This window comes from Streptomyces sp. WG5 (assembly GCF_049974565.1).
In the GTDB taxonomy this organism is placed as follows: Bacteria; Actinomycetota; Actinomycetes; order Streptomycetales; family Streptomycetaceae; genus Streptomyces.
Window position 1 is genome coordinate 42,201 of the sequence record NZ_JBNGGC010000009.1, and the last position, 14,674, is coordinate 56,874.

14 protein-coding genes are annotated in these 14,674 nt (G+C 73.4%); 10 read left to right on the forward strand and 4 right to left on the reverse strand.

The window, feature by feature from the left end:
* Positions 1-52: 52 nt before the first annotated feature.
* On the reverse strand, positions 53-334 hold the full coding sequence (locus ACP4IX_RS11300) for an Lrp/AsnC family transcriptional regulator (protein WP_426526099.1): 282 nt from the start codon (positions 332-334) through the stop codon (positions 53-55).
* On the reverse strand, positions 331-1,110 hold the full coding sequence (locus ACP4IX_RS11305) for a rhomboid family intramembrane serine protease (RefSeq protein WP_426555414.1): 780 nt from the start codon (positions 1,108-1,110) through the stop codon (positions 331-333). The genes ACP4IX_RS11300 and ACP4IX_RS11305 overlap by 4 nt, the downstream gene beginning before the upstream one ends.
* 157 nt (positions 1,111-1,267) lie before the next feature.
* Here ACP4IX_RS11305 and ACP4IX_RS11310 point away from each other — a divergent pair, with 157 nt between their 5' ends.
* From ACP4IX_RS11310 to ACP4IX_RS11330, 5 genes are all read left to right on the forward strand, one after another.
* The gene (locus tag ACP4IX_RS11310; protein ID WP_395573676.1) at positions 1,268-1,507 is read left to right on the forward strand and encodes a hypothetical protein; all 240 of its coding nucleotides are present in this window, start codon (positions 1,268-1,270) and stop codon (positions 1,505-1,507) included.
* Between the two features lie 65 nt (positions 1,508-1,572).
* Entirely contained in the window at positions 1,573-2,916 is a 1,344-nt protein-coding gene (locus ACP4IX_RS11315; protein WP_426526095.1) for an NYN domain-containing protein, read from the forward strand.
* A gap of 231 nt (positions 2,917-3,147) precedes the next feature.
* Positions 3,148-4,200 carry an NlpC/P60 family protein gene (locus ACP4IX_RS11320; protein ID WP_426526136.1) on the forward strand — a complete coding sequence of 351 codons (1,053 nt, stop codon included), beginning with the start codon at positions 3,148-3,150 and terminating at the stop codon, positions 4,198-4,200.
* 216 nt (positions 4,201-4,416) lie between these two features.
* Positions 4,417-5,448 carry an NlpC/P60 family protein gene (locus ACP4IX_RS11325; protein WP_426526093.1) on the forward strand — a complete coding sequence of 344 codons (1,032 nt, stop codon included), beginning with the start codon at positions 4,417-4,419 and terminating at the stop codon, positions 5,446-5,448.
* A 51-nt stretch (positions 5,449-5,499) separates the two neighbouring features.
* On the forward strand, positions 5,500-6,693 hold the full coding sequence (locus tag ACP4IX_RS11330; RefSeq protein WP_426555415.1) for a hypothetical protein: 1,194 nt from the start codon (positions 5,500-5,502) through the stop codon (positions 6,691-6,693).
* Here the strand turns inward: ACP4IX_RS11330 and ACP4IX_RS11335 are convergent.
* Complete coding sequence (locus tag ACP4IX_RS11335; protein WP_426555416.1) at positions 6,650-7,891, reverse strand: glycosyltransferase 87 family protein; 1,242 nt, start codon at positions 7,889-7,891, stop codon at positions 6,650-6,652. The two genes, ACP4IX_RS11330 and ACP4IX_RS11335, sit on opposite strands and share 44 nt — an antisense overlap.
* A gap of 130 nt (positions 7,892-8,021) precedes the next feature.
* On the opposite strand from ACP4IX_RS11335, the gene ACP4IX_RS11340 reads away from it, so the two are divergent.
* Together ACP4IX_RS11340 and ACP4IX_RS11345 are read left to right on the forward strand one after the other, a co-directional pair.
* Entirely contained in the window at positions 8,022-9,164 is a 1,143-nt protein-coding gene (locus tag ACP4IX_RS11340) for a glycosyltransferase family 4 protein (protein WP_426555417.1), read from the forward strand.
* Positions 9,165-9,274: 110 nt separating this feature from the next.
* Entirely contained in the window at positions 9,275-9,493 is a 219-nt protein-coding gene (locus ACP4IX_RS11345; protein WP_426526085.1) for a hypothetical protein, read from the forward strand.
* Positions 9,494-9,556: 63 nt separating this feature from the next.
* Here ACP4IX_RS11345 and ACP4IX_RS11350 read toward each other — a convergent pair whose 3' ends face one another.
* On the reverse strand, positions 9,557-11,353 hold the full coding sequence (locus ACP4IX_RS11350; protein ID WP_426555418.1) for an AMP-dependent synthetase/ligase: 1,797 nt from the start codon (positions 11,351-11,353) through the stop codon (positions 9,557-9,559).
* Between the two features lie 333 nt (positions 11,354-11,686).
* On the opposite strand from ACP4IX_RS11350, the gene ACP4IX_RS11355 reads away from it, so the two are divergent.
* The 3 genes from ACP4IX_RS11355 (at position 11,687) to ACP4IX_RS11365 (ending at position 14,644) form a co-directional block, all read left to right on the forward strand.
* Entirely contained in the window at positions 11,687-12,484 is a 798-nt protein-coding gene (locus tag ACP4IX_RS11355; RefSeq protein ID WP_426555419.1) for a metallophosphoesterase family protein, read from the forward strand.
* A gap of 148 nt (positions 12,485-12,632) precedes the next feature.
* A complete protein-coding gene (locus ACP4IX_RS11360) occupies positions 12,633-13,073 on the forward strand; it encodes an SRPBCC family protein (RefSeq protein ID WP_426526080.1) in 441 nt (146 codons plus the stop codon).
* A 389-nt stretch (positions 13,074-13,462) separates the two neighbouring features.
* Positions 13,463-14,644, forward strand: a complete 1,182-nt coding sequence (locus tag ACP4IX_RS11365) for an ArsA family ATPase (protein ID WP_426526078.1) — start codon at positions 13,463-13,465, stop codon at positions 14,642-14,644.
* Positions 14,645-14,674 lie beyond the last annotated feature (30 nt).

Here is a 14,674-nt window from a genome sequence, read left to right on the forward strand (position 1 = left end):
CGGATGAGTCCGGGATGAAGAACTCTTCATCGACTGCCGGTATCCGCCGGAGTCAGTTGTCGAGCCCGATGGCGAAGGCCGCCTCCAGGTCGTGCTGCGAGTACGTCCGGAACGCCACGTGCGTGTCCGTGCCCTCCACGCCCGGGATCTTGCTGATCCGGCCGGGGATGACCTCGGCCAGGTCCTCGTGCCGGCTCACCCGCACCATGGCGATCAGGTCGTAGGTGCCGGTGACGGAGAAGACCTCGCTGACGTTCTCCAGCGCGGCGATCTGCTCCGCGATCTCGGGGATCCGGTCCACGCTGGTCTTGATGAGGACGATCGCGCTGATCACGGTTGTTTCTCTCCCTCGGGGGCCGCCACTGGAACGCTTCTCACTCTAGTCGTACGCCCGAACCGCACCCAGGCGAAGGCGAAGCCCAGCCCGAAGCCCACCAGGTGCGCGAGGTACGCCACCCCGGGGCCGTCGCCGGCCCGCCCCGCCGCCATCCACTGCAGGGCCGCCCAGAACGGCAGCACCAGCCAGGCGGGGAAGCGCAGCGGGAGGAAGAAGAGGAAGGGCAGGAGGCTGGTCACCCGGGCGTGCGGGAAGAGGAAGAGGAACGCGCCGAGGACCGCGGAGATCGCCCCCGAGGCGCCGACCAGGGACTGCGGGGAGTGGGCGTTGGCCCCCGCGTAACCGAGCAGGGCCAGGTAGCCGCAGCCGAGGTAGAACAGGGCGAACTGGAGCCGGCCCATCCGCTCCTCGGCCATCGCGCCGAAGACGTGGAGGAAGAGCATGTTGCCCAGCAGGTGCACCCAGCTGCCGTGGACGAACAGCGCCGTGGCGGGGGTGAGGGCGGATCCGGGGGAGTCCTCGAACAGCTCAGCGGGGATCACACCCCAGCGCCGGAAGTGGGCGTGCTGCGCGGCGAGCAGCTCGTCCCCGGTGCCGTACGCGGGATTCAGGCCCGCCGCCGGGCTGACCAGGAACAGCAGACAGCACAGGGTGATCAGCCCGTACGTCACCGGCGCCGTCCGGCCTCGGGCGGTGCGGGCCGTCCGGGCCGTCCGGGCCGTGCCGAGCGTCCTGACCTTCCTGAGGGCCGCCGTGCGCCAGTTGCGGATCATGGACACAGAGCATGACGTAACGGGACGCAACCGCCCGGACCGCCTCGCCGCCGTGGACACGCGGGCGTCGGGTACCCGCCAGGCCGTAGGGTTACGAGCCACACGCGCCGGGGGAACCCGGCGGGTCACCGACACTGGAAGAGAGCGAACAGCCACGATGACGGTTCCCCTGCCGACCGACACGACGCGGTGGCGCTGCACCCTCTGCGGCAACCTCACCCGCTTCGACGTGACCCGGGCCTCGAAGGTCGTCGAGTACGTACACCTCGATCTGGCCGGTGAGCCGCAGGTCGAGGAGCGCGAGGTGCTCAGTGAGACCATCGAGTCGGTGCGGTGTCGCTGGTGCAACGCCGTGGACCAGGTGGAACTCGTGGACAGGCCGGGTGCCGCCTCCTGATGACGGGAGCGGCCCCCGCATGAGGTGATCCCGCACGGGATCACGCAGAGGCATTGGGGTGACGGATGGTGGAGACACAGGGCGGGGAGCCGGGCGACGGCGCCGCCGAGGTGCTCGACCGGCCGCTGCCCGACGGCGTGCGCCGCAGGGTCGTGCAGATCGTGTCCGACGGCTTCGGCGGACTCACCCTCGCTGAACTGCCCGCACAGCTGAGACAGTACGCCCGGTTCGCCCCGAACCGCCGGGCCAAGTTCGCCGGCAACGCCATGGCCGCCGCCGTGGAGACGGCCCCGCTGTTCCGCCGGCGCATCGGCGAGAAGCTCAGGGAGGCCCAGCCGGAACTGGCCGACGCCCTGGACGCCGGCTCCCCGCCGCCCGCCGCCGACCCGCTCGACGTGGCGGCCGCGGCCTACGTCCTGCGACCGCACGGCTGGGTCAAGCTGGTGACCGCCGCCGGCGAGGAGGCGCAGCGCGCGGACGCCGAGCGCGCCGACGAGGAGAGCCGCGCCGAACTGGAGCGGCTGCGCGAGGAACTGGCCCGGGCCCGGGAGCACACCAGGACCGAGACCGAGCGGCTGCGCGCGGAGCTGGACGCGGCGAAGCGGGAGGCCGAGTCGCTGCACCGCAAGCTGCGCTCCGCCCTCAGCGACGTCAAGCGCGGCGAGGCCGCGCTGCGCAAGATCCGGGCCGAGATCGACGCCGTACGCGCCGAGGGGCACGCCCAGGTGTCCGCCGCCGAGAGCGAGACCCGGCGGCTCAGGACCCGGCTGGGGGAGGCCGAGGCCGCCCTGGAGGCCGCCCGCAGGGCGGCCCGCGAGGGACGCAGCGTCGAGGACATGAGGGTGCGGCTGCTGCTGGACACCCTGCTGGACGCGACGCAGGGGCTGCGCAGGGAACTCGCGCTGCCCCCGGTGTCGGTGCGGCCCGCCGAGACGGTGGACGCGGTCGAGCCGGGCCGGATGACCCCCAAGGACATCGCCGCCCGCGCGCTGTCCGAGAACGACCCGGCCATCCTCGACCAGTTGCTCGCGCTGCCCCAGGCGCACCTGGTCGTCGACGGCTACAACGTCACCAAGACCGGTTATCCCCAGATGCCGCTGGAGAAGCAGCGGCTCAGACTGCTCGGCCAGCTCTCCCAGCTCGCCGCGCAGACCGGCGCCGAGATGACCTGTGTCTTCGACGGCGCCGAACTGGTGGCACCGGTGCTGCTCGCGCCGCCGCGCGGGGTGCGGGTGCTGTTCTCCAAGCCCGGCGTCACCGCCGACGAGCTGATCCGCCAGCTGGTGCGGGCCGAGCCGCCGGGCCGGCCGGTCATCGTCGTCTCCACCGACCGCGAGGTCGCCGACGGCGTGGCCCGCGCCGGCGCACGCCCGGTGGCGTCCGCGGTGCTCCTCAAGCGCCTTTCCTGACTCCGGTCACACTTTCGTACCAACCGTAACGTAGGCCGACTATGCCTGAATTGACGGAACCGTCACGCAACGTAGCGTCAAGTAGAGGTTACTGCTGGTGAGTTGTGGCAAAGAATGCGGTGCGTAACCGGGATTTTTCGGCGGAGGATTTGAACTGATCACGAGTGGGTCACTAGGGTCAGCCATCGAACCCTCGCACGGGTGATCCCTCTCAAGAAGGAGCTCGTCTCCGTGGCGTCCCACCGTCGTCCCAAGCAGCCGAGCCGCACGCGCGTGACCGTGCTCACCACCGCTGCCGCCGCCGCCGTCGCTCTCAGCTCGCAGGCCGCCAACGCCGCCCCGAGCGAGAAGCCGAGCAAGGACGAGGTCAAGGCCAAGGTCGACAAGCTCTACGAAGAGGCGGAGAAGGCCACCGAGAAGTACAACGGCGCCAAGGAGAAGCAGGAGAAGCTCCAGAAGGAGATCTCCACGATCCAGGACAACGTCGCCCGCGGCCAGAAGGAGCTCAACGAGCTGCGCGACGGCCTCGGTTCGATGGCCAGCGCCCAGTACCGCACCGGCGGCATAGACCCCTCCCTCCAGCTCTTCCTCTCGGCCGACCCGGACGACTACCTGGACAAGGCCTCCACGCTCGACCAGCTGAGCGGTCAGCAGGTCGAGGCGCTGAAGAAGATCCAGGTGAAGCAGCGCGACCTCGCCCAGCAGCGCTCCGAGGCCGGCGGGAAGCTCAAGGACCTCGCCTCCACCCGCACCGAACTGGGCAATAAGAAGAAGGAAGTCCAGGGCAAGCTCGCCTCCGCGCAGAAGCTGCTCAACACGCTCACCGCACAGGAGAAGGCCGCCCTCCAGGACGAGGAGCAGCGCTCCACCCGCAGCAGCGAGCGCCAGGCCCTCTCCGGCACCGGGGCCCCCTCCGGGAAGCCCGCCTCCGGCCGGGCCGCCGCCGCCTTCGCCGCCGCCCAGAGCAAGATCGGCTCGCCCTACGTCTGGGGCGCCACCGGCCCGTCCTCCTTCGACTGCTCCGGCCTGACCTCCTGGGCCTACGCCCAGGCCGGCGTCGCCATCCCGCGTACCTCCGAGGCGCAGACCGGCGCGGGCACGCGGATCTCCTCGATGAGCCAGCTGCAGGTCGGCGACCTCGTCTTCTTCTTCAACGACCTGCACCACGTCGGCCTCTACGCCGGCAACGGCCAGGTCCTGCACGCACCGCGCAGCGGCACGCTCGTGCGCTACGAGTCGATGAACACCATCGGCGGCCCCTTCATGTTCGGCGTCCGGGTCTGAGCTGAGCCGCGCCCCGCGCACACCTGAAATCGCCCTGGCAGTGCCGCCCGTTCGGGCGAATCACAGCACGGCCGTGTGACTCCCGCCCCGCCGGTGACCTGCGTCAGCGGCGGGGCGCCGTGCTGAGCGACCCCGGAGGTCGTTGGCCGGTGCCCCGCCGCGGGGTTACTGTCTGCCGCGTTTCCCCGTCCGCCAGCGGAAGGAGTGCGGCTTCCCGTGGGGTCCCATCGCCGCCTTGCACCAACCGGGCTCGACCGCGGCACCGCCGCTGCCGTCGGCCTGCTGTCCGTCGCCGCCGCAGTGCTGGGCGCCGTACCGGCCACGGCCACCCCGCACGACGACAGGCGGGCGGAGGTGGACCGTCTCCACAGGGAGGCGGAGCAGGCGACCGAGGCGTACAACAAGGCCGACGCGCGCACCGAGGCCCTGCGCGCGGAGGTCGACGCCTCCCAGGACTCGATCGCCCGGCAGCAGGCGCGGATCAACACCATGCGGGACGCGCTCGGTTCGATGGCGGGTGCCCAGTACCGCTCCGGCGGCGTGGACCCGTCGCTGGCGCTGCTGCTCTCCGCCGATCCGGACGACTACCTGGACAAGGCCTCCGTGCTCGACCGGATCAGCACCCACCAGGCCGGTGAGCTGAGGGAGCTCCAGGGAGCCATGCGCGACCTCGCCCAGGACCGCGCCGAGGCCGGCCACCAGCTCACCGAGCTGGAGAAGAGCCGCAAGGCGGTCGCCGCCCACAAGAAGACCGTGGAGCGCAAGCTCGCCGAAGCCCGCGAGCTGCTCAACTCCCTGCCGGACGACGAACGAGCCGCCTACGACCGCGGTTCCCGCTCCGGCCGCACCGGCCTGGCCGACGGCACCGGCCGGGCCGTCCCGGGCGACGCCGCTCCCGCCTCCGGCCGCGCGGCGGCCGCCGTCGCCGCCGCCCGCTCCGCCCTCGGCAAGCCCTACGTCTGGGGCGCCAACGGGCCGACCGGTTTCGACTGTTCGGGCCTGACCCAGTGGTCGTACGCACAGGCCGGGATCGGCCTGCCGCGCACCTCGCAGGCGCAGTCCGGCGCCGGGCAGCGGGTGCCGCTGGCCCAGGCACAACCCGGCGACCTCGTCGCCTACCGGGACGACGCCAGCCACATCGGCATGTACGTCGGCAACGGCCAGGTGATCCACGCGCCGTACCCCGGCGCCCCCGTGCGCTACGACCCGGTCGGCATGATGCCGGTCTCGTCGGTCACCCGGGTCTGACCTCCACGCCCCGCGCCCTCCCCGCGGGCCGGCGCCCGTACGATCGGGAGGATGGCTGGTCGAAGGCGGGTGTCGGGTTCCTCCGTGGTGGCGCTGTGCCTGCTGCTCGTCTCCCTCGTGGCCTGCGGCGGCCGGACCGCCGCCGACCCGGCCCGCGCCGAGGTGCAGCGGGTGCTGGACCGGCGGGCGGCGGCCGTCCTCGACCACGACCGGGCCGCCTACGCGCGCACCGGCACCGGGGCCGGCTTCGACAACCTGAGCGCGGTGCCGCTGGCCGCGTGGTCGTACCGGGTGCGGGACGTGGACCGCACCGGCGACACCGCCACCGCCGACGTCGAGCTCCGCTACCGCGTCGAGGGCCACGACCGGGGGCCGGTCGCCGCCGCCCGCACGGTGCGGCTGAGCCGGGACGGTGCGGACGGGCGGTGGTCCGTCGTCTCCGACCGGCCCGCCGAGCGGTCCGGCCAGCAGCCGTGGGACCAGGGAGCGGTCCGGGTCGTGCGGGGCGAGCACAGCCTCGTGCTCGGCGTCGGGCAGTCCACCGGGGCGCTGCGCGGCTACGCGGACCTGGCCGACCGGGCGGTGCCGGCCGTGGCGGACGCCTGGGACGGAGACTGGGCCCGGCGGGTTGTCGTCATCGTGCCCGCGTCGCTGGAGGGGATGGCGGGGCTGCTCGGCTCCCCCGCCTCGTCCTACCGGGGCATCGCGGCGGTCACCACCGGCGAGACGGGCGGCCGGGAACAGGCCCCGGCGGACCGGATCATCGTCAACCCCGACGCGTACGGGCTGCTCGGCACCCTCGGCAAGCAGGTCGTGCTCACCCACGAGACCACCCATGTCGCCACCCGTGCCGACACCACCGCCGCCACCCCGCTGTGGCTGTCCGAGGGCTACGCCGACTGGGTCGGCTACCGCGGCAGCGGCCGCGCCCCCGCCCAGGCCGCCCCCGAGACGGCCGGCGCCGTCGCCGAGGGCCGGGTCCCCGCCGGGCTGCCGGCCGACGAGGACTTCGGCTTCACCGCCGACGCGGACGGACTGGCCCGCGCCTACGAGGGCGGCTGGCTGGCCTGCCGGATGATCGCCGACCAGTGGGGCGAGGACCGCCTGGACGCCTTCTACCGCGCCGTGGGCGCGCACGACGGCCGCGCGGGCGCGGTCGAGGACGCGATGGACGAGGTGCTCGGAACGGTGCCGGAGGAGTTCACGGCGCGGTGGCGGGAGTATCTGCGGGCGGAGTTCGACTGAGCCGGCCGCGCCGGTCCCCGGCCCGGTGCGGCACCGTGTCGCGCCACAGGGCGCGGGCCGCGACGAGCACCGCGGCGACCAGCAGGCCGTTGCGGACGAACAGCAGCGCGACGCCGAGCGGATCACTGGCGACGACCTGGGCGAAGAAGACCGGGAACTCCAGCACCGTCACCGGGCTCGCCGCCAGCACCAGAGCGGCCGGCACCCGCATCCGGCTCGCCCCGAAGCACCGGCAGGCCGCCGCGAGACCGATCAGCCACACCATGTACTGCGGGCTGATCACCCGGCTCGTGACCGTGAACATCAGCACCGCCACGAACGCGGCGTCCGCCGCCGTGTGCGCCGCGAAGCGCGGGGCGGCCGACCGCCACAGCAGCAGCCAGCCGAACGCCACGGCGGAGAGCGCGAGGGCGACGGCGCTCACCGTGCCCACGTACGGGCCGAGGAACTCGACCGAGCCGTAGTTGAGCAGCACCTCGCCGTCCCAGCCGAAGTGCCGGGCGACGTGGAAGACCAGCGAGCCCAGCGACTCCACCTCGGTGCCCCGCTCGCGCTGGAACGTCAGGAACGCGAACGCCCCCGGCATGGCCACCGCGAACAGCGCCGCCAGCCCCGCGCCGCTCAGCACGGCGGCGGCCCACGGCGCGCGCCCGCGCATCCCGAGGAGCACCAGCGCCGGCCACACCTTCAGCAGCGCCCCGAGGGCCGCCAGGGCCCCCGCCGCGCGCGGATGCCGTCCGGCGGCGAGCACCGCCGCCACCGCGACGGCGGTGACCATCACGTCGTAGCGGGCGTACACCGTCGGACCGAGCAGAGGCACGCCCGCCACCCACACCCACGCACCGCGCGGCGAGCGCCCGGGACCCCGGCCCGAGCGCCACAGCAGGGCGAGGACGGCCAGGTCCGCGGCACAGGCCAGGACGGTGAACGCCGTCGGGTACGACAGGAAGGGCAGCAGCGCGGGGGAGAGGACCGCGAGGGCCGCGGCGGGCGGGTACTGCCAGGTGACGTCGTCCAGCGGAAACGTTCCGGTGCGCAGGACCTCGTACCAGTCCCGGTAGATGACGGACACGTCACTGGTGACGTCCGGCCCGGGGAAGACCAGCACTTTCAGTACGAACAGCAGCAGCACCAGCCGGGTGACGCCCCAGGCCGCCACCAGCCACGCCGATGACCGCCTCGCCTCCGTCGTCTCCACGTGCTCCCTGCCCGTCCGCGTGCCGTGCTGTGCTGGGCCGTGCGGCCATGATGACCCGGACACCTGTGCGTGTGCCACAGGAGGCGGCCGGGCCCCGGCCCGGACGGCGGGTTCGGTAGGGTCGGCGGCGATGCGCAAGACCTTGATCGTGACCAACGACTTCCCGCCCCGCCCGGGCGGCATCCAGGCCTTCCTGCACAACATGGCGCTGCGACTGGATCCCGAGCGGCTGGTCGTCTACGCCTCCACCTGGAAGCGCGGCCGGGAGGGCACGGAGGCCACCGCCGCCTTCGACGCCGAGCAGCCCTTCACCGTCGTACGGGACCGTACGACGATGCTGCTGCCGACGCCGGGCGCGACCCGGCGGGCCGTCGGGCTGCTGCGCGAGCACGGGTGCACGTCGGTGTGGTTCGGGGCGGCCGCGCCGCTCGGCCTGATGGCACCGGCGCTGCGGAGGGCGGGGGCCGAGCGGATCGTCGCCACCACCCACGGGCACGAGGCCGGCTGGGCGCAGCTGCCCGCCGCCCGGCAACTGCTGCGCCGGATCGGGGAGTCCACGGACACGATCACCTACCTCGGCGAGTACACGCGCTCCCGGATAGCGGGCGCGCTCACCCCGCGGGCCGCCGCCCGGATGACGCAGCTGCCGCCCGGCGTCGACGAGAAGACCTTCCACCCGGGCAGCGGCGGCGACGAGGTGCGGGCCCGGCTCGGACTGACCGGGCGGCCCGTGGTGGTGTGCGTCTCACGGCTGGTGCCGCGCAAGGGCCAGGACACCCTGATCCGGGCCATGCCGCGCATCCTCGCCGCCGAGCCGGACGCCGTCCTGCTGATCGTCGGCGGCGGCCCCTACGAGAAGGAACTGCGCCGCCTCGCCGCCGGGACCGGCGTCGCCGCGTCCGTCCACTTCACCGGTGCCGTCCCCTGGTCCGAGCTGCCCGCGCACTACGGCGCCGGCGACGTCTTCGCCATGCCGTGCCGGACCCGCCGGGGCGGCCTCGACGTCGAGGGCCTCGGCATCGTCTACCTGGAGGCGTCCGCGACCGGCCTGCCCGTCGTCGCCGGGGACTCGGGCGGCGCGCCGGACGCGGTGCTCGACGGGGAGACGGGCTGGGTCGTACGCGGCGACTCCGAGGAGCAGACCGCCGACCGCGTCGTCACGCTCCTCGCAGACGCGGAACTGCGCCGCCGCATGGGGGAGCGGGGCCGGGCCTGGGTCGAGGAGAAGTGGCGCTGGGACCTGCTGGCGGAGCACTTGAGGGCGCTGCTCTGACACCGCGCCGCCGGAAGGCGCCCGACACCGGGTCGCGTTCCCCGGCCACCGCGCCCCCGACACCGCCACCGGCTGTCACCGGCGCCGCCGATCCACGGAGGGCAAGAGGGATGACCGAGCAGGCGCCCGAGATCATCGGACGTGAGATTCTGCGGCTGGACGCCGCGTTCGAGCGGGACGGACACCGCATGGGCAAGGAGTGGCGCAAGCGCACCGAGGCCCGCCGGGAAGCCCTCGGGTGGGCGCTGCACGTCGTGCTGACGAACGACCCGACCACGCCTGCCGGGGGTGTCGCCAAGAGGTTCCTGGAGGCCCTCCAGGGCCGGTGAGGGGCAGCTCACCGCGCCGACGAACGGGCGAGTGAGGCACCTCCCCGAGTCGGCCCCCGCCCCCTACTTCGCGTAGATCGCCTCGATCTCGTCCGCGTAGTCCTTCGCCACCACGTTCCGCTTCAGCTTCAGCGACGGCGTCAGGTGCCCCGAGTCCTCGGTGAACTGGGCGGACAGCACCCGGAACTTCCGCACCGACTCCGCCTTGGAGACCGCCGAGTTGCCGTCGTCGACGGCCGACTGGACGGCGGCGAGCAGATCCGGGTCCTCCCGCAGCGACGCCGCCGTCGAACCGGCGGGCTTGCCGTGGTCCGCGCACCAGCGGCCGAGGAACTCCTCGTCGATGGTGACCAGCGCGCCCACGAACGGCCGCCCGTCGCCGACCACCATGCACTCCGCGACCAGCGCGTGCGCGCGGATGCGGTCCTCGATCACGGCCGGGGCCACGTTCTTGCCGCCGGCGGTGACGATGATCTCCTTCTTGCGGCCGGTGATGGAGAGGAAGCCGTCCTCGTCCAGGGTGCCGATGTCACCGGTGTGGAACCAGCCGTCGGCCAGTGCCTCGGCCGTCGCGTCCGGGTTGTTCCAGTACTCCTTGAACAGGTGCTCGCCGTGCAGCAGCACCTCCCCGTCGTCCGCGATGCGCACCACGGAACCGGGCAGCGGCTGGCCGACCGTGCCGATCTTCTGCCGGTCCCAGGGGTTGAAGGCGGTGGCCGCGCAGGACTCGGTCAGGCCGTAGCCCTCCAGGACCGTGAAGCCGATGCCGCGGAAGAAGTGGCCGAGGCGCTCGCCCAGCGGGGCGCCGCCGGAGATGGCGTACTCGCCGCGTCCGCCGAGGACCGTGCGGAGCTTGCCGTAGACGAGCTTGTCGAAGATCTTGTGCTTGATCCTCAGACCGAGGGACGGGCCGGACGGGGTTTCCAGGGCCCTGCTGTACGCGATCGCCGTGTCGGCGGCCTTGTCGAAGATCCTGCCCTTGCCGTCGGCCTGCGCCTTGGCGCGCGCCGAGTTGTACACCTTCTCGAAGACGCGCGGCACGCCGAGGATCAGCGTGGGCCGGAACGCGGCCAGCTCGTCGGTGAGGTTCTTGATGTCCGGGACGCAGCCCAGCTTGATCGGCGCGATCATCGGCGCCACCTGCACCAGCCGCCCGAAGACGTGCGCGAGGGGGAGGAAGAGGAGGACGGAGCACTCGCCCGTGCGGAACAGCGGGCGCAGCCGCTCGACGACGTTGCCGCACTCGGCGAAGAAGCTGCGGTGGGTGAGGACGCAGCCCTTGGGGCGGCCGGTGGTGCCGGAGGTGTAGACGATGGTCGCCGGGTCGTCGGCCTTCGCGATCGAGCCGCGCTCCTCGACGGCCTGGTCCGTCACGTCCTGGCCCAGGCGCCCCAGCTCCTCCACGGCCCCGGCGTCGATCTGCCAGACGTGCTTGAGGGCGGGCAGCTGCTCGCGCACCGACTCGACGGCGGCGGCGTGCCCGGCGGACTCCACGACGCACGCCGTGGCGCCCGAGTCGCCGAGGATCCACTGGACCTGCTCGGGCGAGCTGGTCTCGTACACCGGCACGGTGACCGCGCCCGCGCTCCAGATCGCGAAGTCCAGCAGGGTCCACTCGTAGCGCGTACGGGACATCAGTCCGACCCGGTCGCCCGGCTGGACACCGGAGGCGATGAGGCCCTTGGCGGCGGAGCGCACCTCGGCGAGGAAGTCACGGGCGGTCACGTCCTGCCACACGCCTGACGCCTTGCGGGAGATGACGGCGACATCCGGGTGCTGCGCGGCGTTTCTGCGGACGATGTCGGTCAGGTTTCCGTCCGCGGGGACCTCGTACAAAGCCGGAAGGCTGAACTCGCGCAAGACTGCTGCTCCTCATAAGGCGCCGGCGCCACGACGTTGTGCGATGCGACGGTGCGGTCCAAGGCTCGGGCAAGTGCTCGGGATGATCACACGCTGATCACATGCTGAACCACATGTCGATTCACATGTCGAAATCCAGAGCACGACTGGACTGCCCGGACGTTACCCGCCGGTATGGCTTCTCCGACAGGGGGTCCCCGCGAGATGTTCGCTGCGTCACACGGATGGGGTTTGCTTTGCGCACAGTAGTCGAATCATCAGCCGACCAGCCAGTAACCGCAGGTCCGACCGCCCCTGTTCACAGCGGGTGCGCGCTGCTTACGCTTGATCGCCATGGCACCCACACCGGCCCGCAACACGACGACCCGCGTCCATGTGATCAGCGACGTCCACGGCAACGCCCGCGACCTGGCCCGGGCCGGCGAGGGCGCCGACGCCCTGGTCTGCCTCGGCGACCTGGTCCTCTTCCTCGACTACGCCGACCACTCGCGCGGCATCTTCCCCGACCTGTTCGGCGCCGCCAACGCCGACCGCATCGTCGAACTGCGCACCGCCCGCCGCTTCGCGGAGGCGCGGGAGTTCCAGGCGCGGCTGTGGGCGGGCGCCGGCGGGGACCGCAGGGAGCTGATCGAGGGCGCGGTGCGCAGGCAGTACGCCGAGATGTTCGCCGCCTTCCCCACCCCGACGTACGCCACCTACGGCAACGTCGACATGCCGCCCCTGTGGCGCGAGTACGCCGGCCCCGGCACCACCGTGCTCGACGGGGAACGCGTGGAGATCGGCGGCCGGGTCTTCGGCTTCGTCGGCGGCGGCCTGCGCACCCCGATGCGCACGCCGTACGAGATCGGTGACGAGGAGTACGCCGCCAAGATCGAGGCCGTCGGCGAGGTCGACGTGCTCTGCACCCACATCCCGCCGGAGGTGCCGGAGCTGGTCTACGACACGGTGGCGCGGCGCTTCGAGCGGGGCAGCCGCGCGCTGCTGGACGCGATCCGCCGCACCCGTCCCCGCTACGCCCTGTTCGGGCACGTGCACCAGCCGCTGGCGCGACGGATGCGGATCGGGGCGACCGAGTGCGTGAACGTCGGGCACTTCGCGTCGACGGGGCGGCCGTGGGTGCTGGAGTGGTGAACCGGAACGGGCCCGGGCGGCGGCCGGACTTGCGCAGGTAGGTGGTGACATCCGCCCCGCCCGTGCGCGATAGCCTGCACCCGGCACACGTGCGCACGACGGCGCACGACGACCTCAGTACCGGCCCGCATCTGGAGGAGCCACGGCGATGGCGGAACACACCAGCTCGAGCATCACGATCGAGGCGGCACCGGCCGACGTCATGGCGGTGATCGCCGACTTCGCCCGCTACCCGGACTGGACCGGAGAGGTGAAGGAGGCGGAGGTCCTCGCGACCGACGCGCAGGGGCGTGCCGAGCAGGTCCGGCTGGTCATGGACGCCGGGGCGATCAAGGACGACCAGACGCTGGGGTACACCTGGACCGGCGAGCACGAGGTGTCCTGGACACTGGTGAAGTCCCAGATGCTGCGCTCCCTCGACGGCTCCTACCTGCTCCGGCCGGCGGGCGCGGGCACGGAGGTCACCTACCGGCTCACGGTCGACGTCAAGATCCCGATGCTCGGCATGATCAAGCGCAAGGCCGAGAAGGTCATCATCGACCGGGCGCTGGCGGGGCTGAAGAAGCGGGTGGAGTCGGGGGAGAAGTAGCCCCGCGGCAGCCGCGGGCAGTCTGCCTCCCCGCGCCCAGAGGCTGAGGCGGCCCGGGAGACATCCCCCGGGGCACGCCCGGGAGGCACCAGGCATCACGCACCAGGCATCCGGCCCCGGCGACCCGGCATCCGGCCTCGGCACCCGGCATCCGGCACCCCCGGGGCGACGGGCCGGCCGCCCGCTCGGGCGAAGCCGGGTGCGGCGGAGGTCCCCGCAGCGCCGGGTGCGTGCACGCCGTGCGGTCTCCGAGGCGCCGGGCGCGTACCCGCCGTACGGGGGCCAGGGCGCCGGGCGACCCCGCAACGCCGGGACACCGCGCGCCGGGAACCGTGCCCCGGACACGGCCGGCGGCTCACCGACCGCCCACGCGGGTACCGTTCAGCCTCATGCGCACCCTCCTGATCACCGGCCCCGGCGGCAGTGGCCGTACCACCGTCGCCGCCGCCACCGCGCTCGCCGCCGCCCGGCAGGGCACCCGCACCCTGCTCCTCGGCGCCGACCGCGACGACACCCTCGGCGCCGTGCTCGGGGTGCGCACGGGCCCCGCACCGATCACCGTCGAACCCCGCCTCACCGCCTGGCGGCCCGACCCCGCGCAGGGCTTCCGGGACGGCCTCGCCGCCCTCCAGGACCGCGCCGCCTCCGCCCTCGACCTGCTCGGCGCCACCCGGCTCGACCCCGAGGAGCTCACCCCCCTGCCCGGCGCCGACGAACTCGCCCTGCTGCGCGGCCTGCGCGACGCCGCCCTCGCCGAGCCCGGTGACCACCACGAACTCCTCGTCGTCGACCTGCCGCCCGCGCCCCGGGCCCTCGCCCTGCTCGCCCTGCCCGAGGAACTGCGCCGCTACCTGCGCCGCCTGCTCCCGCCCGAGCGGCAGGCCGCCCGCGCCCTGCGCCCCGTCCTCGGCCGGCTCGCCGGCGTCCCCATGCCCGCCGAGGCGCTCTACGAGGCCGCCGCCCGCTGGGACCTGGAACTCGCCGCCACCGAGGCCGTCCTCGCCGACCGGAACACCGTCGTACGGCTGGTCGCCGAGCCCGGCCCGGCCGGCGCGGACGCCGTCCGCTCGGCCACCCTCGGCCTCGCCCTGCGCGGCCTGCGCACCGACCTGCTGGTCGCCAACCGCGTCCTGCCCGAGGACACCCCGGCGGACAGCTGGCTCACCGGCCCCCTCGCCCAGCAGCGCAAGGCACTGGAGGAGTGGCAGGGCACGTACGACGTCCGCACCACCGCCCACCTCGGACGCGACCCGCGCGGCACGGACGACCTCGCCGCGCTCGACGCGCCGGGCGTCAACCCGGACGTCCGCCCGGTCGAGTGGCCGGTCACCGACCGGCTGGCCGAAGACGGCGTGCTGGTCTGGAGCATCCCCCTGCCCGGCGCCATACGCGACGAACTCGACCTGATCCGCCGCGGCGACGAACTGGTCCTCACCGCCGGACCCTTCCGCAGGATCGTCCCGCTGCCGTCGGCGCTGCGCCGCTGCACCGTCGACGGGGCCGCGCTGCGGGAGGACGCCCTCGCCGTCCGCTTCCGGCCGGACCCGCGGCTGTGGCCGCAGAGCCGCTGAACGCGCCGCGCCCCTTCGGGTAACGTCGTA

Bases quoted from the DNA above. Each gene is read 5' to 3' on its own strand.
- ACP4IX_RS11305 (WP_426555414.1), bottom strand. From the start codon at position 1,110: ATGATCCGCAACTGGCGCACGGCGGCCCTCAGGAAGGTCAGGACGCTC.
- ACP4IX_RS11310 (WP_395573676.1), top strand. From the start codon at position 1,268: ATGACGGTTCCCCTGCCGACCGACACGACGCGGTGGCGCTGCACCCTC.
- ACP4IX_RS11315 (WP_426526095.1), top strand. From the start codon at position 1,573: ATGGTGGAGACACAGGGCGGGGAGCCGGGCGACGGCGCCGCCGAGGTG.
- ACP4IX_RS11330 (WP_426555415.1), top strand. From the start codon at position 5,500: ATGGCTGGTCGAAGGCGGGTGTCGGGTTCCTCCGTGGTGGCGCTGTGC.
- ACP4IX_RS11340 (WP_426555417.1), top strand. From the start codon at position 8,022: ATGCGCAAGACCTTGATCGTGACCAACGACTTCCCGCCCCGCCCGGGC.
- ACP4IX_RS11345 (WP_426526085.1), top strand. From the start codon at position 9,275: ATGACCGAGCAGGCGCCCGAGATCATCGGACGTGAGATTCTGCGGCTG.
- ACP4IX_RS11355 (WP_426555419.1), top strand. From the start codon at position 11,687: ATGGCACCCACACCGGCCCGCAACACGACGACCCGCGTCCATGTGATC.
- ACP4IX_RS11360 (WP_426526080.1), top strand. From the start codon at position 12,633: ATGGCGGAACACACCAGCTCGAGCATCACGATCGAGGCGGCACCGGCC.
- ACP4IX_RS11365 (WP_426526078.1), top strand. From the start codon at position 13,463: ATGCGCACCCTCCTGATCACCGGCCCCGGCGGCAGTGGCCGTACCACC.